Origin of the sequence: uncultured Megamonas sp., from assembly GCF_958438645.1 — a bacterium.
GTDB lineage: Bacteria > Bacillota > Negativicutes > Selenomonadales > Selenomonadaceae > Megamonas.
The window spans coordinates 20,294-44,200 of record NZ_CAUBSM010000007.1 but is presented as its reverse complement, the minus strand read 5'-3'; the positions used below and the strand labels follow the sequence as shown (position 1 = coordinate 44,200).

Genomic DNA, 23,907 nt, shown 5'->3' with positions numbered 1-23,907 from the left:
AAAATGCCAGGGACGAATTATCGCGGTACCACCCTGATTGATAACAAAAAGTTATCCTCTTTAAAATCTTAACGGGATCAGCGGTGCTTTAGCACTCCTCCACAGCGAGTTCAACTACAAGATTATAGGCTCACATCAACCGCCTACTTTCTGAAATCTCTTTAAATAGTTTACTACTCTGTATCATTGGATTTGAACTTGATATAAACAAATATCATTATACTTAGCTACTATATTAAAGTCAAGTAATATTGTTACATTGTTAATTTTTAGCTAATTGAAGGTGAATTCTATTTAAATAAAAAAATACATAGTCTCATAATTTAATACCTAATATTTTATAGGTGAATGGAAAAATAAATTGGTTAAAAAATTGAAAATAAAGCATAAATTAAAATTGATTTCCTACTAAAACAATAGTAAAATAATTATGAGGTGATTTTGATGAAGGTATCGACAAAAGGACGATATGCCTTGCGAACAATGATTGATTTGACTGTTAATGAGACAGGTAATCCTATACCATTAAAAGATATTGCCAATAGACAAAATATAAGTTTAAAGTATATGGAACAAATAATTTCATTATTAATAAAAGCTAAATTAGTAAAAAGTGTACGTGGAAATAATGGTGGATATTTATTAGCTAAACCAAGCATGCAATATACAGCAGGTGATATCTTGCGTGCTGCTGAAGGTGATATGGCTCCGATTGCTTGTATCGAAAATGATCATAGTAAATGTAAACGAGCTGATTATTGTAGTGTATTGCCATTTTGGTTAGGTTTAAATAAAGTAATTAATGGATATTTAGATAGTGTTACTTTATCTGAATTGGCACGTCAAGCAAAAGAAACGAATAAATTATTTAGTTGTAAACAACATGAAGAAAAAGCTAAAAATTAAATTTAAAATAAAAAAATAATCCTTGGCAAGAGCTAAGGATTATTTTTATAAGATTGAATAATAATAAAATAAATAAATTTTGCATAAAATAGATTAGATTTTATTTACTAAAAAAATATACAAATTTACATTTTTTATGTTGTATATATTGTATTTTGCCTATATAATATAAAAATATGACTGTAATCGTAACACATTAAATTAAAAGAAAGGATTTTATTATGCAGGTTAGAGTTAGTGACGTAGTAGTAACGGGATTTGCATTATTCGCAATGTTTTTTGGTGCGGGAAATGTAATTTTCCCCCCATACCTGGGAATGACTTCTGGTACGGAGTGGTTGTCAGGATTTTTATGTTTTATTTTTATTGATGTATTTTTATCTTGTATCGGTATATTTACTATAGTTTATGGTGGCGGTGGCATTAAAGCCTTAGAAAGTGTCGTAGGAAAAGTTCCGGGAATGATTTTAAACGTAGCGGCTGTATTATGTACAGGGGTGTTGATTGCACCACCTAGAACGGCAGCAACAACTTTTGAAATGAGTATTGCACCATTTACAGATAAGATTTCATTATTTATGTTTTCAATTGTGTTCTTTGCTATTGTATTCGCGTTTACTATTCGCCCTACGCGATTTGTAGATATTATTGGTAAGTTTTTAACACCAGTGCTTATTATTTGCACATTTATTTTAATCATCATAGGTATAATCAGTCCTATAGGTGATATAGCAGCACCAGTATCACAGACAGTAGCGGAAGATGGTATAATTGCAGGATATCAAACTATGGATATTTTAGTTGTATCAGGTTTTGGTCTTGTAATGCTCAATACTTTGCGTTTAAAAGGTTATGTAGATCGTAAATCGCAAATAAAGGCAATTATCGGCGTTTGTCTTGTAGCAGGTATATTATTATCTTTAATTTATGGTGGATTGGCTTATTTAGGAGCAACTTCTAGTATTGTTTTAGGCAGTAGCAATCTCAATCAAGCACAGCTTATTGTAGCTATAACTAATCATTTAATGGGCCATACAGGCATGGTTATTTTAGGGGTAATTGTAGGATTTGCTTGTTTGACAACAGCTGTAGGTCTTATTGGTTCAACAGCTTGTTTTTTTGAAGACTTTACAAATAAGAAAATCAAATATCCTGTATGGGTTGTTATCAATACATTAATCAGTATTTCTCTTTGTAATTTAGGATTGACAACTATTATTGAAGTAGCAGTGCCTATATTAACAACAATTTGTCCACCATTTATGGCAACTGTATTATTATTGTTATTCCGTAATCAAATAAAAAGTACAGTTGTATACAAAGGAATTGCTTTAATCGCATTTATGTATGGCTTGATTTCTACAATTCAATCTTATATGTGATAATTTTCTATTAATAAATATAAATGTAAATATAAATGATAAAAATATAGATTTATAAGTAAAAACTAGGAAGAGTATTCTCCCTAGTTTTTATTTTTTTAGTTTAAAGTGATTATTTTTATTTATATATTAGGGTAAAAGTATAACTATTGCTAGGAACTTCTACTAAATGATATAATTATAATAATAAAATAATAAATGGAGGAACAACGTTGGACGCAAAACATATTAGAAATTTTTCGATTATTGCTCATATCGACCATGGTAAATCTACTTTGGCAGATAGATTAATAGAATATACAGGCACGCTCACTGAACGTGAAATGGAATCTCAAGTTTTAGATAACATGGATTTGGAACGTGAACGTGGTATTACTATTAAAGCTCAGACTGTACGTTTACACTATAAAGCAAAAGATGGCGAAATCTATGAATTAAACTTAATTGACACACCAGGTCACGTTGACTTTAACTATGAAGTATCTCGTAGTCTAGCAGCTTGTGAAGGTGCGTTATTAGTTGTAGATGCTACTCAAGGTGTAGAAGCACAGACTTTGGCAAATGTTTATTTGGCATTAGAACATGATTTGGAAATCATTCCTGTAATCAATAAAATCGATTTACCAAGTGCCGAACCTGAAATGGTAAAACAAGAAATTGAAGATATCATTGGTTTAGATACTTCTGATGCAGTGCTTGCAAGTGCTAAAGCAGGTATTGGTATTGAGGAAATTTTGGAACAAATCGTGCAGAAAATCCCTGCTCCACCGGCTGATAATGATAAGCCATTAAAAGCACTTATTTTTGACTCTTATTTTGATGCTTATAAAGGTGTAATCGCTCATATTCGTGTAATTGATGGTTCTATTAAACCTGGCATGAAATTAAAAATGATGGCAACTGGTAAGGAATTTGAAGTTACAGATATCGGTTGTTTTAGACCACAGCCAGTTAATATCAATATGTTAGAGACTGGTGAAGTTGGATTTGTCGCTGGTAGTCTTAAAAATGTACGTGATGTTCGTGTTGGTGATACTATAACTGATGCGAATAATCCAGCTAGTGAAGCACTTCCTGGTTATCGTGGTGTAACACCAATGGTATATTGCGGTTTATATCCAGTGGATAGCTCTGATTATGAAAATTTAAAAGATGCTTTAGAAAAATTACAATTAAATGACGCTGCACTTACTTTTGAACCTGAAACATCTATTGCTTTAGGCTTTGGTTATCGTTGTGGTTTCTTAGGCCTTTTACACATGGACGTTATTCAGGAACGTTTAGAACGTGAATATAAATTAAAACTTATAACAACAGCACCAAGCGTTATTTATCATGTATATAAGACTAATAAAGAAATGGTAAAAATCGATAACCCAGCATTGATGCCACCACCAACTGAGATTGAACATATAGAAGAGCCATATGTAAAGGCTACAGTAATTGTACCAAATGATTATGTAGGACCTGTAATGGAGATTTCTCAAGAAAAACGTGGTGTATTCAAAACTATGGATTATCTTGATGTAAATCGTGTAATGGTAATCTATCACATTCCACTTAGTGAAATCATTTATGACTATTTTGATAAGTTAAAATCTGCTACTCGTGGATATGCTTCACTTGATTATGAAATGACAGATTATCAGCCATCCAAATTAGTAAAACTTGATATCTTGTTAAATGGGGATCCAGTAGATGCCTTATCCACTATTGTTCATGTAGATAAAGCAGCAGCTCGTGGTCGTCAATTAGCAGAAAAATTAAAAACTATAATTCCACGTCAGATGTTTGAAATTCCTATTCAGGCAGCAGTGGGTAATAAGATTATTGCTCGTGAAAATGTACGTGCTATGCGTAAAGACGTACTTGCAAAATGTTATGGTGGGGATATCACACGTAAACGTAAATTATTAGAAAAACAGAAAGAAGGTAAAAAACGTATGAAGGCTGTAGGTTCTGTAGAAGTGCCACAAGAAGCTTTCATGGCGATTTTAAAAATAGACTAATGGGATTTGGCATATATATTCATATTCCATTTTGTAAACAAAAATGTTTTTACTGTGATTTTGCTTCAACTGCAAAAAAAGTAGATGAAACTTTATATGAAAAGTATATAAATGCACTTTGTCAGGAAATAACCATGTATCAGGCGTTATTTCCTGATATTTGTATTGATACGATTTATTTTGGTGGCGGAACTCCTTCGATTTTGCCACCAAATTTAATTATACGAGCATTAAATACTATAAAAGCAAATTTTACTTTAAATTCTGATATAGAGATAACTTTAGAAGCAAATCCAGGGACTGTAGATGAGCAAAAATTACAGTATCTTTATCAAAATGGAATTAATAGATTGAGTTTTGGTGTACAAGCAGTACAAGATGATTTATTAAAAAAAATTGGGCGAATTCACACGATTAAAGAAGCTGATATGGCTATAGAAATGGCTCAAAAAATAGGTTTTAAAAATATAAGTGTAGATTTAATGTATGGACTTCCTACGCAGACGCTAAAGATGCTTAAAGAATCTGTATCTTGGGCAATAAATAAAAATATACAACATATATCTATATATGGTTTACAAATAGAAGAAAATACCGTTTTTGGCAGATTATATGATCAAGATAAATTGATATTGCCATCAGAAGATGAATGTGAAGAGATGTATGATTATTTGACAGAGCAATTGCCTAAAAATAATTATCATCGATATGAAATATCAAATTTTGCTAAGTCTGGTTATGAAAGTAGACATAATTTAGCTTATTGGCAAGATAAATTTTATCTAGGTTTAGGAGCAGGGGCACATGGATATTATGATGCAAAACGTGTGCAAAATCCTTTTGATATAGACGAATATATAAAAAAATGCAATCAAAATATATTGCCATTTATCAATGAAGAAATCGTGGATAAAAAAGCTCATATTGAAGAATTTTGTTTTTTAGGTTTGCGAATGAGTAAAGGTATAGATAAAGAAATTTTTAGGAAAAAATTTAATTTAGATATAGAAAATTTATACAGGGATATTTTAGTTAGACTGGAAAATGAAGATTTAATTATAAATACTGAAAAGTATATTTATTTAACCTCAAAAGGTATGAAATTTGGCAATCAAGTATTTAGTGAATTTTTATTGGATTAATAAAAATACAGAATAATATTGAGTTTTTATTTATAACTAAAAGACATCAATAACTAGGGACTTCTTTACAAAGAGTAAATTTAGTTATATAATTAATTCGAGTATTAAATGTTTCGGTGTATATATATTATCTCTAAAAGTGTATCTGTACGGGACGGTTTAACGTTTAAATTTACAATAATAATGAATACTAAAAAATAAATATATATATAAATATAAATTTGGAGGTGCTTTTTTTTTGGCAAAGGAAGCTCAAAAATTGCAAATAATTCCTTTGGGTGGACTTGGCGAAATTGGTAAAAATATGACCGTTGTACGTTACGGTGATGATATTATCGTTATTGATGCTGGGTTAATGTTCCCTGAGGAAGAGATGCTAGGTATAGATTTAGTTATTCCTGACATTACGTATTTATTAGAAAACAAAGATAAAATAAAGGCAATTGTACTCACACATGGTCATGAAGACCATATTGGAGCGTTGCCTTATGTTTTACGTCAAATTCCTAATATACCAGTTTATGGTACTCGTTTGACTCTAGGAATTTTAGAAGGTCGTTTAAAAGAAAATGGAGTAGATGCAAGTAATCTCCATCCTGTTTATCATGGAGATATAATAAGTGCAGGTTGCTTTACTGTTGGTTTTATTCGTGTAAATCATAGTATTGCTGATGCGTGTGGTTTATCCATTAAAACTCCTATTGGTATGATTGTGCATACTGGTGATTTTAAATTTGATTATACACCAGTAGATGGTAAAATGACTGATTTTAGAGCTTTTTCTGATTTGGGAAATAGAGGCGTTTTAGTATTATTAGCTGATAGTACAAATGCTGAACGCGAAGGACATACACCAAGTGAACGTACAGTAGGTATTGCTTTTGAAAAAGCTTTCCGTAAAGCAAAAAATCGTATAATCATTGCGACTTTCTCTTCAAATGTACATCGTATACAACAAGTTGTAGATACAGCTATAAAATATAATCGAAAAGTAGCTATTTTAGGTCGTAGTATGATAAATGTAGTGAACATATCTATAAAATTGGGCTATTTAAATATGCCAGAAGATATGTTAATCGACATTGATGAAATCAATAATTATCCAATGAACCAAGTAGTAATAATAACTACAGGTAGCCAAGGTGAACCAATGTCAGCTCTCACTCGTATGTCTACAGCAAATCATCGCAAAGTAGGCATTGTACCAGGTGATACAATTATTATTTCAGCTACACCTATTCCAGGCAATGAAAAATTAGTTTCAAGAACTATAGATAATCTATTAAAACAAGGTGCTGACGTTATCTATGGTCGTGATGAAGGAATTCACGTTTCAGGTCATGCTAGTAGAGAAGAATTAAAATTAATGCATAATTTAGTTCGTCCTAAATTTTTCATACCTGTACATGGTGAATATCATCATATCGTAAAACATGCTAAATTGGCTGAAAGTATTGGCATGCCAAAAGAAAATATTTTCATCAGTGAAATTGGACAGGTTTTAGAATTTACACGTGATAAAGGTCAGATTGTAGGAAAAGTAACTTCTGGTAAAGTCTTAATCGATGGTCTTGGTGTTGGTGATGTCGGCAATATTGTACTTCGTGACCGCCGTCAATTATCTCAAGATGGTATCTTAATCGTAGTTGTTACTATGGATAAAGAAGGTCGTTTTATCGCAGCTGGCCCAGATATCGTATCTCGTGGTTTTGTTTATGTCAGAGAATCTGAAGCTTTGATGGAAGAAGCAAAAGAAAGAGTAACTTCTGCCATTGAACATTGCTTGGATAATGATATTACAGAATGGTCCGTGATAAAAAATGATATTCGCGAAGCTATTGGCAGATATCTTTATGAAAAAACACGTCGCCGTCCAATGATTTTACCAATTATCATGGAAGTTTAAAAATAATAGTTAAAATAAAGGAGAAGAATGTAAGTTCTTCTCTTTTTTATTTTTTTTTGTAAAAGATAAATGAGGATAAAGATATTATTATATGTATAAAATATGTATAAAAAAATGCACTTTATTTGTTAACTTAAAAAGTAACGCCTAAAGTGCATTTTTATTTATTGTTATAAGACAAACATTTTTAATTTATTAGAAACGGTATGAATTTCTAATGGCAATACAGGGCCAAGTTCACCATCTAAATCACTTTCAACGCGGTCTGGACAAGTGAATTTAAAATAAGAAGCTTGTTTATAGATTATATTTTTATTATCAAAAGAAGTTTTTCCTGCAACAGTATCAGCTACGATTTTCATTAGTTCAGGAATATTACATTGTTTTAATAATATCATATCTAATTTGCCATCATCAATTTTGGCATCCATGGATATATTTTTAAAACTAGCTACTACTGGAGAATTGACAACTAAGACGAAGAATATTTTTTCTTGGATTATTTCACCATCAGCTTCAATGGTGAAATCTAAACCACGAAATCTAGGAAGTTCGCCAAGCCCACGGAAATAATAAGCCAATTTACCAAAGGTATTTTTTAGGCGAGTATCAACTTCGTGAGCGACACCTGTCATCATGCCAGCACTGATTACGTTTATAAAATACTCGTTGCCAATGGAACCAACGTCTACATATTGAGTTTTTCCAGTGATGATACTATTGATATATTCATCAAATTTGGTATCAATCCCTAAATGTGAAGCAAAATCATTAGATGTACCACTAGGAATAATACCCACAGGCACATCTAAATTTTCTTTTAAAGTCATATTTATGATTTTGTGCAATGTACCGTCGCCACCAGCGGCAATGATACCATCGGCATTTACATTGCGTACACAATTAGCGAAAAAAGGATCAAAGCTTTCTTTTTTTGTGCGGTAAGGCATGATAATGCAATCACGACTTTGGAATTTATTGATAATATCATCTAATTTTTTCTTAAACATAGCATCACCAGAAACGGGATTATATGCCAATAGAAATTTTTTCATTGTATGATCTCTCCATTAATTTTTTAAAACACCAATTTTTTTGAAGAAACGAATGCTTGGTGCACCAATCATTGGAATGCGTTCGATATCTGATTCCATGATACCACCAATTAGAATTAAGACAATAATATAGAAGAACATACCAACAAATAAAGATGCAAAAGTAGCTAAAGCATTACTTGCTGTTTCATATAATAAGAAATCATAGCCGAAATGTATAATACCAGCCATAATAGCAGCAGATACAATGGTTTTTAATAACTGCATGATTTCAATTTTATAATTGATATATTTATATAAGAAGTATAAATTGATTAAAGCTGCAATACCGATATCAGCAACAGTAGCCCAAGCAGCACCCATGATGCCAAGTGAAGGTTGTGCTGTTAATACCCAGTTTAAAATGACTTTAGCAATGGCGGCGATGACCATATTAATCATTGGAATGGTAGGGTGTCCAAGTCCTTGGAGAACACCTGTAGTAACTTGATGTAGTCCAAGTAAGACTATGCTAAAAGAGGAAACCCAAACGGCAGGGCCAGCTCCTGGTGCATTGTAGATTAAAGTAGAAATAGGCACAGCTAACATTAAAACTGTTACAAATGCAGGGAAACAAATGAAATTTGAAATACGCATAGCGGCTGCTGTTTGATTAAAACAACGAGTTTTATCTTTTAGCGTGCGAGCTTCAGAGATAGCAGGTACGATACTTACTGCAAGCGAAGCTGTTAAAATTGTAGAAAGATTTACAAGTGGTACAGCCATACCAGTCAAATAACCGAATAATTCTGTAGCTTCATTTACGCTATAACCAGCAACTTCCAAACGAGCTGGTACGATCAATAAATCAAGATTGGATACGATAGGAAGCATGATACTAGCAGCAGAAACTGGAAGTGCTAGTACAAAGATACGTTTAATAATCTTCCAGACAGAAGCTGTTTTAGGATCGTTTAGAGGTTTTAATTCGTTGCCATATGTTTTGACGATATCTCTTTCTAATTTTATATGGAAATAAATTAAAACGATAACACCTGTAATAGCACCTGCTAAAGCACCTAAAGAGGCACCGGCTGATGCATATTCTAAGCCATATGGTAAAAGAAGTTGAGCAAATAAAATCATGGTTACAACGCGGAATATTTGTTCAACAATTTGAGATACAGCAGTTGGCGTCATGCGTTGCCAACCTTGGAGATATCCTCGAGAACTAGCTAAGATAGTAACGAAGAATACAGCTGGAGCTAAAGCGATGATAGAGTAATATGCACGAGGATCACGTACAAATTGCCAATCTATAAGCCATTGAGCACCAAAATATGTCAGTAAACTGAAAAATAATCCAGTGCAAAACATAAAGCACATGGAAATACGAAAAATGCGTTTTGCCCCAAAAATATCATTTAAGGCTACTCGTTCAGCTGTTATAATAGAAATAGCTACAGGAACACCTGCGGAAGATACGGTCAAGGCTAAAAAATAAATTGGGAAAGCCATTTGATAAAGGCCGATACCTTCACCGCCTAAAACACGGGATACAAAAATCCAGTTTAATGAGCCGATAACTTTAACTACTAAGCTAGCGACTGTTAATATAAAAGTTCCTTTGAGAAAGCTTTCAGCTTTATGAGATTTTTTTGAAGAATTGTCTTGTTCGTTAATGGAAAACACCTGCTTTAAAACATCATTTTCTTTTGATTGAAAAGACTGTATAATAATAAATACAGTTTAAAAAAGTAATTATACTAGAAAATTATAGCATTTATCGTAAAACTATGCTAGTATATTTTATTTTTATAGTAATGAAGTCAAGATATAATGAATAGTAGATAATATTAATTGGAATGAAAAGAAAGGAAAATTCTTATGGATTATAATTATCTAGGATTTGATATCAATATTGGTAAATCAAAGCCTGAAAATATTGTACATAAAGATGTTGCTTGTCCATTTTGTGATGTAAAGAGTTTAAAAAATATCATAGAAATAAAAGATGATATGATTTTGTTGGAAAATAAATATCAAGTATTACAAGAAGCTTACCAATTATTGATTATTGAAGGCAGTGAATGTAATGTAGATATTCCAGATTATACTTTAGAACATATGCAAAAGTTAATGCACTTTAGCATAAATCATTGGTTGAACGTAATTGCAAGTAAAAAATATAAAACAGTGCTTTTCTTTAAAAATCATGGGCCTTTATCTGGCGGAACTATGCGTCATCCTCATATGCAAATTGTAGGTATTAAAAACTTAGAGTTTAAAAATATGTGTGATAAGCGTCAATTTGAAGGTATTAAAATTGCAGAAAAAAATAATGTAATCATGAATTTGTCTACAAAGCCACGCGTGGGATTTACAGAAGTCAATGTAATTATGCAAGGATTAAACGATATCGATACTTTAGCTGAATTTGTGCAGATAGGTGTCGATTATATCATGAATCATTTTAGCGTAAATTGCAGCAGTTATAATTTATTCTTCTATTTAATTGACGGTAATATACATGTAAAAATAATGCCTAGATTTGCGACATCTCCATTATTCATTGGCTATAATATCGAACTTGTACCAAATAATTTACAAGAAATTGCAAAACATATAAAACAATTATATTTTGATAAAAAAAACGACTAAGCATTTAAGCATAGTCGTTTTTTATTTATAAAATTATTTCATATCATCTTCAGCATCTTGTTTTTCTGGTGGCACAGGGAACATTTCTAAATCTGGGTTATTATCTTGAATCCAGCCTAATGCCCATTCGTTATTTACAAGAAGAACAGGGCGTTCTTTCATATCATATACGAACATTCCACGGTCAGCACCACGGAGAGATTCTGGAGTTACAGGACGATTATCTTTAAAACGAAGCCAACGAGCAACTTCAAATGGTTGCATATTCATGACTATTTCTGTATTATATTCGCTTTTTAAGCGGTATTCTAATACATCAAATTGCAATTGTCCTACAGTACCAACGATATAAGATTCCATACCAGCACCTGCTTGTTGGAATAATTGTACAGCACCTTCTTGTGTAAGCTGCATGATACCTTTTACGAATTGTTTGCGTTTCATAGTATCTTTAGCGGAAACACGAGCAAATCTTTCTGGTGGGAATACAGGGAAATCTGCAAATCTGAATTTATGAGAAGGCATACAAAGTGTATCACCGATGCCGAAAATACCTGGATCAAATAGACCGACGATATCTCCAGGATATGCAGTATCGATGATTTGACGGTCTTGAGCTAAGAATTGTTGTGGCTGAGAAAGTTTTACAGCTTTACCACCTTGCATATGATATACGCTCATACCACGTTCGAATTTACCAGAGCAAATACGAATAAAGGATAATCTATCATGATGAGCAGGGTTCATATTAGCCTGAATTTTGAAGATAAAGCCAGAGAATTTCTCATCATCAGGACTGATAAGACCATCAGAGCTCATGCGTGGCTGTGGTGGTGGTGCAAGACGAAGATATTCTTCTAAGAAGCCACGTACACCAAAGTTAGTCATGGCACTACCAAAGAACATAGGTGTCAATTCACCTTTATTTACTTTGTCCATAGACCACTGTTCGCCAGCAACATCAAGTAAATCAATATCATCTAATAAAGCTTGATAATCAGTGTCACCGATGATTTCTTTAGCTTTAGGATCTTTTAAATCATAAATTACAGATTCACGTTCTTCTTGACCATGAGATGTATCTTCACTGAATAATTCCACTTTTTCAGTTTCACGGTGATAAATACCTTTATAATGACCATCTGTGCCGATAGGCCAATTCATCGGATAAGAGCGAATACCTAAGACATCTTCGATTTCTTCCATTAATTCAAGTGGAGCTTTACCGAAACGGTCAAGTTTATTAACAAATGTAAAAATTGGAATATGACGTTGTTTACAAACTTTAAATAATTTTTTTGTTTGTGCTTCGACACCTTTGGCTACATCAATAATCATGACAGCACTATCTACAGCCATGAGTGTACGATAAGTATCTTCACTGAAGTCTTGGTGACCTGGAGTATCAAGGATATTGATACGACAACCAGCATAATCAAATTGAAGCACACTAGAAGTTACAGAAATACCACGCTGTTTTTCAATTTCCATCCAGTCAGAAACAGCATGACGTTGAGTTTTACGGGATTTTATAGAACCTGCTAAATGGATTGCACCTCCATAGAGCAATAATTTTTCAGTTAAAGTAGTTTTACCAGCATCTGGGTGAGAGATAATCGCAAAAGTACGTCGTTTTTGAATTTCAGTTTGTAATTCCGACAATTTAAATCCTCCTACAAAAAAATAGTACTATCTTTTTATTTTATCATAAGAATAGATAGAGTGGTAGGAATTTATTAAAATATATATCATAATCAGACATTATAAAGAGATGTCCTGTAATAAGATACATTAATATATATTTGAAAAAGTAACAGTTTATCAAATGTGCTGGAAAAATATAGTACTTATTGTAAAGAAAGCAATTTTTGTGTAAAAAATAAGGATGTTAAAAGTATGTAATAACTATTATTTGCTGATTAGTAAAAGATAAAAAATATGACTTTTTTTAATTTAGTACTTGACTACTGTAAACTTGTAAAGTATAATAAACAACATCAAGACTAAGACCTACATAAAGGAATTATATGAATTATATTTTAGGCCTATTTAGGAGGAATCATAATGAATTTTTCTAAAAAACGCTTGCGTGTAGCAGGGTTGCTTCTTGGTATGACAATGTTCGGTAGTATTTTCGCTGGTTGTGGCGGTCAAGAAGCAGCAAATAGTGACGAAATTAAAATCGGTGCTAACTTTGAAATGACTGGTAATGTTGCTAACTATGGTACAACAACATTAGATGGTTTGAAATTAGCTATTAAAGAAGCTAATGATGCTGGTGGTATTAATGGCAAAAAGATTACTTTAATCGAAGCTGATAATAAATCCGATCCAGCAGAAGCAGCAAATGCAGCTACAAAACTTATTTCTGATGATAAAGTTGTAGCTATCGTAGGACCTGCAACTTCTGGTGCAGTTCAGGCTGAATCTCAGGTAGCAGCAGAAAATAAAGTTCCAATTATTGCACCTGATGCAACAAGCCCTGATATTACAGTTGAAAATGGTCAAGTTAAACCATTTGTATTCCGCGGTTGTTTCATCGACCCATTACAAAGTAATACAATGGCAGCATTTGCAGCTAATGAATTAAAAGCAAAAACTGCTGTTATTTATTTAGATTCCAGTACAGATTATTCTAAGAGCTTAGCTGAAGTATTCAAAAATAAATTTGAAGCTTTAGGCGGTAAAGTTGTTATGGAAGAAGCTTTCGTAGCTAAAGACCAAGACTTTAAAGCAACTCTTACAAATATTAAAACAGCAAACGCTGATATAATTTATATTCCTGCTTACTATGAAGAAGTCGGTAAAATCGTAAAACAAGCTCGTGAACTTGGTATTACACAGCCAATTTTAGGTACTGATGGTTGGGATGATACAAAAGTAGTAGATATTGCTGGTGCAGATGCACTTAACAATACTTATTATGTTACTCATTATATTGACACTGATCCAGATGCTAAAGCATTTGTTGATGCATTCACAAAAGAATATGGTCATGCTCCAGGTGTATTTGCTGCTCTTGGTTATGATGCAGGTAAAATGCTTATTGATGCTATTAAACGTGCTGGTAGCACAGACCCTGAAGCAATTCAGAAAGCACTTGCTGAAACTAAAGATTTGCAAGTTGGTACTGGTAAACTTACAGTTGATGAAAATCATAACTTGATTAAAAATGCGTTTATCATTGAAATGAAAGATGGCGTAAAAACTCTTAAAGAAAGAGTAACACCAACAACTGCAGAAGGTTGATTGATTACTAGATAAGTGCAAAGAAGCCGCAGAAATGCGGCTTTTTTTGTGAAGGAGGAACGAAGATGGATTTTTTTCAGCAACTCGTGCAACAGCTGATAAACGGTATTTCTTTGGGTAGTATCTATGCACTTATTGCCCTCGGTTATACAATGGTTTACGGTATTATTAAATTGATTAACTTCGCTCATGGCGATATTTATATGGTAGGTGCTTATATCGGTTTCTTCGCTGTTAGCATAGCACATTTTTCTATTATTCCATCATTGATTATTTCCATGGTGGTTACAGCTATTTTAGGTATGTTAGTAGAACGCATTGCATATAAGCCATTGCGTAAAGCACCTCGTCTTTCACTGCTCATTACAGCGATTGGTGTATCATTCTTCTTGGAATATACTAGCATGTATTTCGTATCACCAACACCACGTACATTCCCAAATGTTGTAGACATACCGGCTATTAACATTGGTTCTTTTATCATTAATGGACAACAGTTGATGATTTTTGCGATAACTATAGTACTTATGATTATCTTAACTTATATCGTACAAAAAACTAAAATGGGTAAAGCCATGCGTGCAGTTTCTTTTGATACAGAAACAGCTCAGCTCATGGGGATCAATGCTGACCGCATTATTTCTTTTACATTCGGTATTGGTTCAGCACTTGCAGCTGCAGGTGGTGTACTTGTAGGGGTTTATTATAATTCTATAGATCCACTCATGGGTATTATGCCAGGTCTTAAAGCTTTCGTAGCAGCTGTTCTCGGTGGTATCGGTAGTATTCCAGGGGCTATGACGGGTGGTATTGTACTTGGCGTAGTTGAAGCACTCGTTTCAGGTTTTATTTCTTCAACTTTCCGTGATGCGGCAGCTTTTGCTATTTTGATTTTAGTATTGTTGTTTAAACCATCTGGTATTTTCGGTAAGAATACTAACGAGAAAGTGTAGGTGGTAAAAGTGAATTCATTGAGAAAAAGAGATTTAACAACATTAATATTATCTTTAGTATTATTCGGTGTTTTATATTTTTTAATGGAAACAGGTGTTATCGGTTCTTTCTGGGAATTGAATATTTTTCTTATCTGTATCAACATCATAATGGCAGTAAGTTTGAATTTGATTAATGGTTATACAGGTCAATTTTCACTAGGTCATGCTGGATTTATGGCTGTTGGTGCATATGTTGGTGTAGTATGCACAGTTAATTTTCATGTTCCATTTGGGTTGGCTTTAATACTTGGTGGTTTAGCAGCTGGTGTTTTGGGCTGTTTGATCGGTCTTCCTACACTTCGCTTAAAAGGTGACTATTTAGCCATTGCCACATTAGGTCTTGGTGAAATCATTCGTATTGTCATCATGAATATCGAATATGTAGGCGGTGCAGCAGGTTTTAAAGGTATTCCACACTATACAACTTTTCCATGGGTATTTTTAGTAATGCTCTTTACATTGTTTTTCATTAAAAACTTTGTTAATTCAAGATTTGGTCGTTCTTGCATAGCTGTGCGTGAAAATGAAATAGCAGCTGAAGCTATGGGTGTAAATACTACAAAATATAAAGTTATGGCATTTACTATCGGTGCAATATTTGCAGGTATTGGTGGCGGTTTATTTGCACATTGCTTCTATATCATTAATCCATCATCCTTTACTTTTATGGCATCTTTCAATTATTTAATCATGGTTGTACTTGGTGGTTTAGGTTCGATTACAGGATCTATCGCTGGTGCATTTGTCGTAACATTCGTTTCTGCGGCTCTTGCTAGCTGGCCAGAATTCCGTATGATTATATACGCAATTGTATTGATATTATTGATGTTCTATCGTCCACAAGGGCTTTTTGGCTATAAAGAAATTACTAGTATGAAATTTTTCCAGCGTTTCAAAGGAGGCCATAAAGCATGAGCGAATTATTAAAAACAAGTGGTGTATCTAAAGTATTTGGTGGTCTTAAAGCTGTATCAAATTTTGATATGCAGATAAATGAAGGCGAACTTATCGGTTTAATCGGGCCAAATGGTGCGGGTAAAACAACAGCATTTAATTTACTTACTGGTGTATATCAGCCTACAACAGGAACGATTGATTTTAATGGAAAAAGTATTATTGGCTTAAAACCATATGAAATAACAGGCAGAGGCATTGCCCGTACATTCCAAAATATTCGTTTGTTCTCTGAACTTACTGTATTGGATAATGTAAAAATCGCTTATGGTATTCATGCTAATTGTAGTTTAATAGAATCAGTATTACGTGTTGGTCGTTATCTTAAAGAAGAAAAAGATATTGAACAGCAAAGTTTAGATTTGCTTAAGATTTTTAAATTAGATGATAAAGCGTATGAAGTAGCTAAAAATTTGCCATATGGTGCACAGCGTCGTTTGGAAATTGCTCGTGCTTTGGCAACAAAACCAAAACTTTTATTGCTTGATGAACCGGCAGCTGGCATGAACCCTCAAGAAACACAAGAACTCATGAATATGATACGCTGGATACGTAAAGAATTTGGTCTTACTATTTTGCTTATCGAACATGATATGAGTCTTGTTATGGGAATTTGTGAACGTATTTATGTACTTGAATATGGTAGCATTATTGCCAGTGGCACACCTGATGAAATTAAGACTAATCCAGAAGTAATCAAGGCATATTTAGGTGGGGAGGCATAAATAATGGCATCATTGTTAAAGATAAATGACATAAATGTGTATTATGGTGCAATTCATGCAATAAAAGGTATTAGCTTAGAGGTAAATGAAGGCGAAATTGTTACACTTATTGGTGCTAATGGTGCTGGTAAATCCACAACTTTGCGTACAATTTCTGGGCTTTTAAAACCTAAGACAGGTTCTATTGAATTTGAAGGTAAAAATATTGCTGGTATAGCTGCTCAAAATATTGTAAAAGCAGGTATTTCACAAGTTCCAGAAGGTCGTCGTGTTTTTGCAGAAATGACTGTTATGGAAAACTTAGAACTTGGTGCATTTATTCGTAAGGATAAAGATGGCATAGCTAAGGATTTAAAGATGGTATTTGAACGTTTTCCAAGACTTGAAGAAAGAATAAATCAACAAGCAGGGACTTTATCTGGCGGGGAACAACAGATGCTTGCTATGGGGCGAGCTTTGATGAGTAGACCGCGTTTACTGTTATTAGATGAACCTTCTATGGGTCTTGCACCTTTATTGATAAAAGAAATTTTTTCGATAATACAAGATATCAATAAAGCAGGAACGACTGTTTTATTAGTAGAACAAAATGCTAATATGGCACTTTCTATTGCTAATCGTGCATATGTTTTGGAAACAGGACGAATTACACTTTCTGGCGATGCAAAAGAACTTGCTGCTAGTGAAGAAGTAAGAAAAGCATATCTTGGTGGTTGATCATTAATATATTATTGTGTGCAGGGATTCGTTAGATTTATAGCGAATCCTTTCTTATAGGATTATAAAAATTATGTGGGGTGAGAATAATGTTTGTTATTAATAGAATGACAAAAAATCCTATGACTGTAACAGCTGATACAAAGGTCGATGAAGTGGCTTATTTAATGAAAAAGCATAATTTTCGTCGTTTACCTGTTGTAGAAAATGGTAAGTTAGTAGGATTTTTGAGTGACAGTGATATAATACGAGTATCACCATCACCTGCAACTACATTATCTAGATATGAAATAAATTCACTACTTGCTAAAATGTGTGTTCGAGACATTATGAAAAAAGATGTTATTTCAGTAAATGTAGATGCTACTATTGAAGAAGCTGCACTTATTATGTATAAAAATAAAATCGGTGGCATGCCAGTTGTAAGTAATATGGGTGCTGTAGTAGGCGTTATCACAGAGACAGATATTTTTAAAACATTTGTAGATGTAATGGGCTTAGCTGATGGAAAAACTCGTATTACTTTGGAAGTTACAGATAAAATCGGTGTAGTAAAAGATATTGCAGAAATATTTGGACAAGCAGGTGTTAGCATTGATAGCTTGATAACTTGCAAAAAAGAAGATAATAAATATGAAATCGTTATTCGTGGCGATATCACCGATATTGATGATATTAAAGCAAAATTAGAGGCAAAAGGCTATAAAGTTATTCATACAGTAAAAATTGGGTAATTTATAAAAAAATAAAAAGGCAGAATATATATTCATATTCTGCCTTTTTCTGATCTATTTATTAAATAAAATGATAAGAGGAATCGAATATGAAACAAAATATAATTGCAAATAGAATAGATTCTTTTAAGAAGAAATATGTAAATTTTAAAGATAAAACAGATTATCATGTTTTCACTTTGTTATGTATGAGATATTTCTTTTTTTGTGAAGATAATGCAAAATTTGATGAAGATGAAGTAATTGATTATTTGACGGATGGTGCAAATGATGGTGGTATAGATGCTATTTTTAATGATCCTAATAGTGAAGATAATGATGTTATTATTATGCAAAGTAAATATTATAATAAATCTAGATTAAAAATAAATGATATTATAATGGAATTACATAAAATAAAGAATACTTTAAATTCGTTTAAAGAAGAAAAATTTGCTTCATTTAATAAGAATTTAGTAATGGCTTATAAAAATTCTATAAATCAAAAGAATGAAATAGGTACTATAAGAATATGTTTTTTTACTACATATCAAGGACGAACAAAAGAGGATCGCGATAATATTATAAAAGAAGCTAGGGAACTTTTCAGAGATTTTGATATTGATATAGATATATATTTTAAGAAAGATATAGAAAATCAAATTGAATTATGTGAAAATGGAAAATTATTTATTGAAGATGATAATTTAATTATTGATGAAGAAAATAATTATTTAAAGTATAAGAATTCTGTTATTGTAAATATCTCAGCAAAATCACTTCAAGATTTATATTATAGAAAAGGTAATAATTTACTAGGTATGAATTTGAGATATTATGTTAGACAGAAAATTGTAGATAATGCTATAGAGAATACTATAAAAAATGAACCACAAAATTTTTGGTATAAAAATAATGGTATAATTATTGTTTGTGAAAATTATAATATTGAAAACAATGTATTAAAATTAAAAAATTTTTCTATTATAAATGGAGGTCAAACTACAACTCGAATAGGAAAAATCGATATAGAAGAAGATTTTTATCTACAATGTAAAGTGATTGTGTATCAAGGATGTAATATTCAAGAAAAAAGTAAATTTGTTTATGATATAGCAGAAGCATCTAATGCACAAAAGCCAATAAAGAAAGCTGATTTAAAAGCTAATGCTCCAGAACAATTACTTTTAAAAGAAAATTTAGCTAAAGTAGGAGTATATTATATTACAAAAAGAGGAGAAGTGGTTCCAAAGCAATATAAGGATAAGCTTTATAAAAATACTAAATTGGATGAAGTAGGAAAGTTATCATTAGCAGGTATATTACAAATGCCAGGATCCGCTAGAAGTAATTCAGCAAAGATGTATGATAGTGAATATGATTATATATTTAAAGATATAAAGGCTGGAATTATAGCAGATTTACTAAAAATAGATTATTATTACAAAAATTTTCTTAAAAATAAGTTAAAAGAGTTTGAATTTGAGCAAGATATTATATTGCCAATGATAAAAAATGGAAGAACTTTTCAATTGGCATGTATAGTTTTTTTACTTAAAATAAAAAGAAACATTTTTTTATATAATGATATTGCTGGATTAATGAATGATATGAGTGAGTTAAAAAATATTTTAAAGAAAGTAGGAGATATAGAATATTTAATAAAAAGAAAAATCAATGCAGAAGAAGAAATTTTTTATAAAATTTTTTGCGTCATAGGACAAGAAGTATTAGGATATTGTTTCCAATTTGCGAAAGATGTAGCTATGGAAAAAAATGAAACAATAGTAGCTTCTGATTATTTAAAAAGTGATAATAATTATTATAAAAAAGTTATACAGAGATTATGGATTGTATATAATAGTAATAAAGAATTAAGAAATTATATTGATAAAATTTGTGCTAAATAGATATTTAGAATAATATAAAAATTAGTAATGAGATATTAAATTTTATTTTGATATCTCATTTTTATTATAGAAAAATATTTTTAATTAAATTATCTAATATATTTTGAGAAGTAGTATCTAGGAAATAGTAGTCCACCATTTGTTGAATTTTTGATTATTTTGGTCAAGAAATACAGTTTCCCCTAATAGTGGAGTGAGCAGTTTATATGATTTATTTTGACTAGCTGTATAAATGCGTTCAAAAGGATCTTGCCAGTGGTGAGGGCTTAGTGCAAATTTTCCACAATGCACAGGTAAAAGCATTTTAGCTTGTAAATCCATAGTAGCTTGAGCTACTTCTTCTGGCATCATGTGAATTTGTGCCCAAGATGTATTGTATTGACCATTTTCCATGATAGCTATATCAAAGCCTTGAAAATAATCACCAATTTCGCGGAATTGAGGACTATATCCTCCATCACCACTATAAAAAATTTTTTTGGTAGGTGTAATGATGGCAAAAGAAGCCCAAAGCGTCTTATTATTTTCTAAAAATCTTCCTGAAAAATGGCGAGAAGGTAAAATATAGATTTTTAAATTATCACTAAGTTTTATTTCGCTATACCAATCTTCATCATGAATTATATCAGGATTAAATCCCCAATGATAAAAATGACTACTAACACCTAGAGGACAAACAATATGCTTGATTTTATGCTTTATGTTCATAACAGTAGCGTAATCTAAATGGTCCCAGTGGTCATGAGAGATGATTAAAACATCAATATCAGGCATATCATTAGCTGTATATATATTTGTACCAGCAAAGGCTTTATTGATGAAAAACAAAGGAGAGGCATAATCACTGAATACAGGATCAACTAATATCTTGATACCATTAATTTGCAGGTAAAAACTAGAATGACCAAACCAAATAAGTAAATTTTCTTTAGGATTTAAAGCTTTTAAATCTGTTTTTTGCGTAGGAATATTTTCCTTAGGTATGGTTACACCTTTAGTAGGAAATAGAATTTCTTTAATGCCATTATAATAATTATCTTTATTGACTAAGACAGATGTAGGCTCAAGATTTTGGAATGCTCCATTTACATAATGAGGAGATTTTAAAATTTTAGCCAATTCATCACCCTTAGGTGAGCGACCAATTTTAGGCTGATTGATAAAACCAATACCACCCATAGCTAATAAAGCTGTAGTAATCCCAGCTAATTTAAAGAAATTGCGACGAGAAATAGACATAAAAATTACTCCAATATATAATAATTAATTTAATTATACATATTGGAGTAAACACAAAGTCAACATTTTATTCGTTTTTCTTTTATATAAAAGAAAAATGAACCAAAAAGAAAAAGCCCCGCAATATTGATTTTACTTTGGCAAAGATAAAACTATGTCTACAACGCTCTAAACTCGCTTCGCTCAAACAGTAGGACTAAAACCGTAGCCCTAGTTTTATCTTTGCCAATAGCTTTCAGCTACCGTAAAAGTCTGCTAATGCGGGGAAAATTTGCATTTATCAGATAAACTAAGACTTTATCTATGGTAGGTATTTTTTATTGTTTGTGTATCAAAGAAGAATAAGTTAATTAATAGGATAAGAAAAAATATTATACATTTTTTCCCATTTGATATGCTTCATCTATAATGGGGGTTCCAAGTACTTTTCCAGCTTCCATTGCGTCAGTAGCATATAGACGACCTTTAATAGTATAAGCTTCAAGATGTTCAACAAAACCATCTAAATCACCTAAAGAACGTTCTATAATTTTTTTATCTAGTCCAGCTGAAACGATATAATATACTTCTTTTTTTCCTAATTTTTGCCAAATAGGGTAAGTGCGGTCGATGAATGTTTTCATCTGTGCACAAATGCCATAGAAATAAACTGGTGTAGCAAGTACTATGACATCTGCTTGTTGAAATTGTTCTAATATATATTGCATATCATCTTTTAATATGCAGGTACCGCCATTTTTCATACAAGCATCACAAGCACGGCAAAAGTGAATATTTTTATCTGCAAGTCGTATTAAATTTACGCAATGTCCCGCTTCTACAGCTCCTTTGCGAAAACTTTCGCATAATAATTGTGAATTTCCTTTTTTGCGAGGACTTCCTGAGATTATTAAAATATTTTTCATGATATATGCCTTCTTTACGTGTATGATAATGTATTTTTTTATTCATTGAAGAAAGATGAATAGATAAATGATTATTTTTTTACGAGTAAACATACAGATTCTACATGACCTGTTTGTGGGAACATGTCTACAGGTTGAATTTCTAATGCTTTATAACCGAGTTCATCTAAAATAGCGATATCGCGAGCAAGTGAAGCTGGGTTACAAGATACATAGACAATGCGTTTTGGTCTCATAGCAGCGAAAGTTTTTAAAACTTCTGGTGCACAGCCTGCTCTTGGTGGGTCAGTTACGATTACGTCTGGACGAAGTCCTTTGCGATAAAGTTGAGGCATTAATTTAGCAGCATCGCCTGTTAAAAATTCAGCATTTCTTATATTGTTATCACGAGCATTAGCAATAGCGTCGCGGATTGCTTCAGGTACGATTTCCATACCGTAAACTTTTTTTGCTTTTTGAGCTAAGAATAAAGAGATAGTACCTGTGCCACAATAGCCGTCAATTACAGTTTCTTTGCCCGTTAAATTAGCGTATTTTAAAGCACATTCATATAATTTTTCTGCTTGTTCTGTATTTACTTGGAAGAAGGAAAGTGCAGATATTTTGAATTTTAGACTGCCTAATCTGTCTGTGATATGAGAGGCACCCCAAAGAATTTTGCATTCTTTGCCCATGATGATATTATTTCTACCAGTATTGATATTTTGTACGACACTTGTCAAATTTGGAATTTTGGAGCGTAGGAAATTTACGATTTCACGCATGCGAGGTATTTTTGGTTGAGCAGTAACGAGTACGACCATACATTCAGTTTCATCGCGATTAGTACGGCCTACGACATGGCGTAAAAGACCATAATGAGTTTTTTCATCATAGACACTTAATTTAAATTTTGTAGCCATTTCGCGTACAGCATTGGCGATTACATTATTTGTATGTTTTTGAATATGGCAGTTTTCAGTATTGATGATATTATGACTGCTATGAGCATAACAACCGACGATAATGCCTTCTTTTTTACTTCTGCCGATTGGAAATTGCATTTTATTGCGATAATGCCATTCATGAACAGATGGCATAGTAGGGTGAATGATGATATCTTTTTTGATGGCGATATGTTCCATCATATCGATTACTTTTTGTTTTTTAGCATTGAGTTGAGCTTCATAAGAATAATGCTGAAGCTGGCAAGCACCGCAGTCATCATATACTTTACAGATTGGTTTTATTCTGTCTGAAGTTTTTTCAATTATAGATACTATTTCGCCTGTAGCATAATTTTTTTTCACAAGTGTGATTTTGGCTTCTACAGTTTCACCAGGAAGTGCATAAGGAATAAATACAGTGAAATTTTCAAAGCGACCGACACCTTCACCGCTTTGTCCCATTCCTGTGATTTTTATTTCATATTTCTGTCCTACTTGAACAGGAATTTTACTTTTCATTAATTAAAAAATCCT

General features: G+C 32.2%; 19 protein-coding genes and 1 other annotated feature. Of the genes, 13 read left to right on the top strand and 6 right to left on the bottom strand.

What is annotated here, in order from left to right; genetic code table 11:
* Nucleotides 1-5: 5 nt before the first annotated feature.
* Nucleotides 6-196 (bottom strand) — a binding site (T-box leader).
* Between the two features lie 248 nt (nucleotides 197-444).
* The 5 genes from Q5I67_RS06825 to Q5I67_RS06805 all read left to right on the top strand — a co-directional run bounded on the left by Q5I67_RS06825 (nucleotide 445) and on the right by Q5I67_RS06805 (nucleotide 7,345).
* Nucleotides 445-906, top strand: a complete 462-nt coding sequence (locus Q5I67_RS06825) for an Rrf2 family transcriptional regulator (RefSeq protein ID WP_302486826.1) — start codon at nucleotides 445-447, stop codon at nucleotides 904-906.
* 221 nt (nucleotides 907-1,127) lie between these two features.
* The gene (brnQ, locus tag Q5I67_RS06820) at nucleotides 1,128-2,288 is read left to right on the top strand and encodes a branched-chain amino acid transport system II carrier protein (protein ID WP_302486825.1); all 1,161 of its coding nucleotides are present in this window, start codon (nucleotides 1,128-1,130) and stop codon (nucleotides 2,286-2,288) included.
* A gap of 212 nt (nucleotides 2,289-2,500) precedes the next feature.
* The gene (gene lepA / locus Q5I67_RS06815; RefSeq protein ID WP_302486824.1) at nucleotides 2,501-4,297 is read left to right on the top strand and encodes a translation elongation factor 4; all 1,797 of its coding nucleotides are present in this window, start codon (nucleotides 2,501-2,503) and stop codon (nucleotides 4,295-4,297) included.
* Complete coding sequence (gene hemW / locus Q5I67_RS06810) at nucleotides 4,297-5,439, top strand: radical SAM family heme chaperone HemW (RefSeq protein WP_302486823.1); 1,143 nt, start codon at nucleotides 4,297-4,299, stop codon at nucleotides 5,437-5,439. The genes lepA and hemW overlap by 1 nt, the downstream gene beginning before the upstream one ends.
* A gap of 238 nt (nucleotides 5,440-5,677) precedes the next feature.
* A complete protein-coding gene (locus tag Q5I67_RS06805) occupies nucleotides 5,678-7,345 on the top strand; it encodes a ribonuclease J (protein WP_302486822.1) in 1,668 nt (555 codons plus the stop codon).
* A 170-nt stretch (nucleotides 7,346-7,515) separates the two neighbouring features.
* Here the strand turns inward: Q5I67_RS06805 and Q5I67_RS06800 are convergent, their stop codons facing one another.
* Together Q5I67_RS06800 and Q5I67_RS06795 are read right to left on the bottom strand one after the other, a co-directional pair.
* A complete protein-coding gene (locus tag Q5I67_RS06800; protein ID WP_302486821.1) occupies nucleotides 7,516-8,400 on the bottom strand; it encodes a diacylglycerol kinase family protein in 885 nt (294 codons plus the stop codon).
* 15 nt (nucleotides 8,401-8,415) lie between these two features.
* Complete coding sequence (locus Q5I67_RS06795; protein ID WP_302486820.1) at nucleotides 8,416-10,071, bottom strand: polysaccharide biosynthesis protein; 1,656 nt, start codon at nucleotides 10,069-10,071, stop codon at nucleotides 8,416-8,418.
* A 195-nt stretch (nucleotides 10,072-10,266) separates the two neighbouring features.
* Between Q5I67_RS06795 and Q5I67_RS06790 the strand changes: the two genes are divergently transcribed.
* Nucleotides 10,267-11,040, top strand: coding sequence for a DUF4931 domain-containing protein (locus tag Q5I67_RS06790; RefSeq protein ID WP_302486819.1), 774 nt, complete (start codon nucleotides 10,267-10,269; stop codon nucleotides 11,038-11,040).
* 33 nt (nucleotides 11,041-11,073) lie between these two features.
* Here the strand turns inward: Q5I67_RS06790 and Q5I67_RS06785 are convergent, their stop codons facing one another.
* Complete coding sequence (locus tag Q5I67_RS06785) at nucleotides 11,074-12,702, bottom strand: peptide chain release factor 3 (RefSeq protein WP_302486818.1); 1,629 nt, start codon at nucleotides 12,700-12,702, stop codon at nucleotides 11,074-11,076.
* 402 nt (nucleotides 12,703-13,104) lie between these two features.
* On the opposite strand from Q5I67_RS06785, the gene Q5I67_RS06780 reads away from it, so the two are divergent.
* The 7 genes from Q5I67_RS06780 to Q5I67_RS06750 all read left to right on the top strand — a co-directional run bounded on the left by Q5I67_RS06780 (nucleotide 13,105) and on the right by Q5I67_RS06750 (nucleotide 20,303).
* On the top strand, nucleotides 13,105-14,289 hold the full coding sequence (locus tag Q5I67_RS06780; RefSeq protein WP_302486817.1) for an ABC transporter substrate-binding protein: 1,185 nt from the start codon (nucleotides 13,105-13,107) through the stop codon (nucleotides 14,287-14,289).
* A 65-nt stretch (nucleotides 14,290-14,354) separates the two neighbouring features.
* A complete protein-coding gene (locus Q5I67_RS06775) occupies nucleotides 14,355-15,242 on the top strand; it encodes a branched-chain amino acid ABC transporter permease (protein ID WP_302486816.1) in 888 nt (295 codons plus the stop codon).
* Between the two features lie 9 nt (nucleotides 15,243-15,251).
* A complete protein-coding gene (locus tag Q5I67_RS06770; RefSeq protein WP_302486815.1) occupies nucleotides 15,252-16,199 on the top strand; it encodes a branched-chain amino acid ABC transporter permease in 948 nt (315 codons plus the stop codon).
* Nucleotides 16,196-16,963: an ABC transporter ATP-binding protein gene (locus tag Q5I67_RS06765; RefSeq protein WP_302486814.1), complete on the top strand. Its 768-nt coding sequence runs from the start codon at nucleotides 16,196-16,198 to the stop codon at nucleotides 16,961-16,963. The genes Q5I67_RS06770 and Q5I67_RS06765 overlap by 4 nt, the downstream gene beginning before the upstream one ends.
* Before the next feature lie 3 nt (nucleotides 16,964-16,966).
* Entirely contained in the window at nucleotides 16,967-17,680 is a 714-nt protein-coding gene (locus Q5I67_RS06760; protein ID WP_302486813.1) for an ABC transporter ATP-binding protein, read from the top strand.
* Between the two features lie 89 nt (nucleotides 17,681-17,769).
* Entirely contained in the window at nucleotides 17,770-18,414 is a 645-nt protein-coding gene (locus tag Q5I67_RS06755) for a CBS domain-containing protein (protein ID WP_302486812.1), read from the top strand.
* An 89-nt stretch (nucleotides 18,415-18,503) separates the two neighbouring features.
* Complete coding sequence (locus Q5I67_RS06750; protein WP_302486811.1) at nucleotides 18,504-20,303, top strand: AIPR family protein; 1,800 nt, start codon at nucleotides 18,504-18,506, stop codon at nucleotides 20,301-20,303.
* Between the two features lie 117 nt (nucleotides 20,304-20,420).
* Here Q5I67_RS06750 and Q5I67_RS06745 read toward each other — a convergent pair whose 3' ends face one another.
* The 3 genes from Q5I67_RS06745 to rlmD form a co-directional block, all read right to left on the bottom strand.
* Complete coding sequence (locus Q5I67_RS06745; protein ID WP_302486810.1) at nucleotides 20,421-21,542, bottom strand: MBL fold metallo-hydrolase; 1,122 nt, start codon at nucleotides 21,540-21,542, stop codon at nucleotides 20,421-20,423.
* A 371-nt stretch (nucleotides 21,543-21,913) separates the two neighbouring features.
* On the bottom strand, nucleotides 21,914-22,447 hold the full coding sequence (locus Q5I67_RS06740; RefSeq protein WP_302486809.1) for a flavodoxin family protein: 534 nt from the start codon (nucleotides 22,445-22,447) through the stop codon (nucleotides 21,914-21,916).
* 71 nt (nucleotides 22,448-22,518) lie between these two features.
* Nucleotides 22,519-23,892: a 23S rRNA (uracil(1939)-C(5))-methyltransferase RlmD gene (rlmD, locus tag Q5I67_RS06735; protein WP_302486808.1), complete on the bottom strand. Its 1,374-nt coding sequence runs from the start codon at nucleotides 23,890-23,892 to the stop codon at nucleotides 22,519-22,521.
* Between the last annotated feature and the right edge of the window lie 15 nt (nucleotides 23,893-23,907).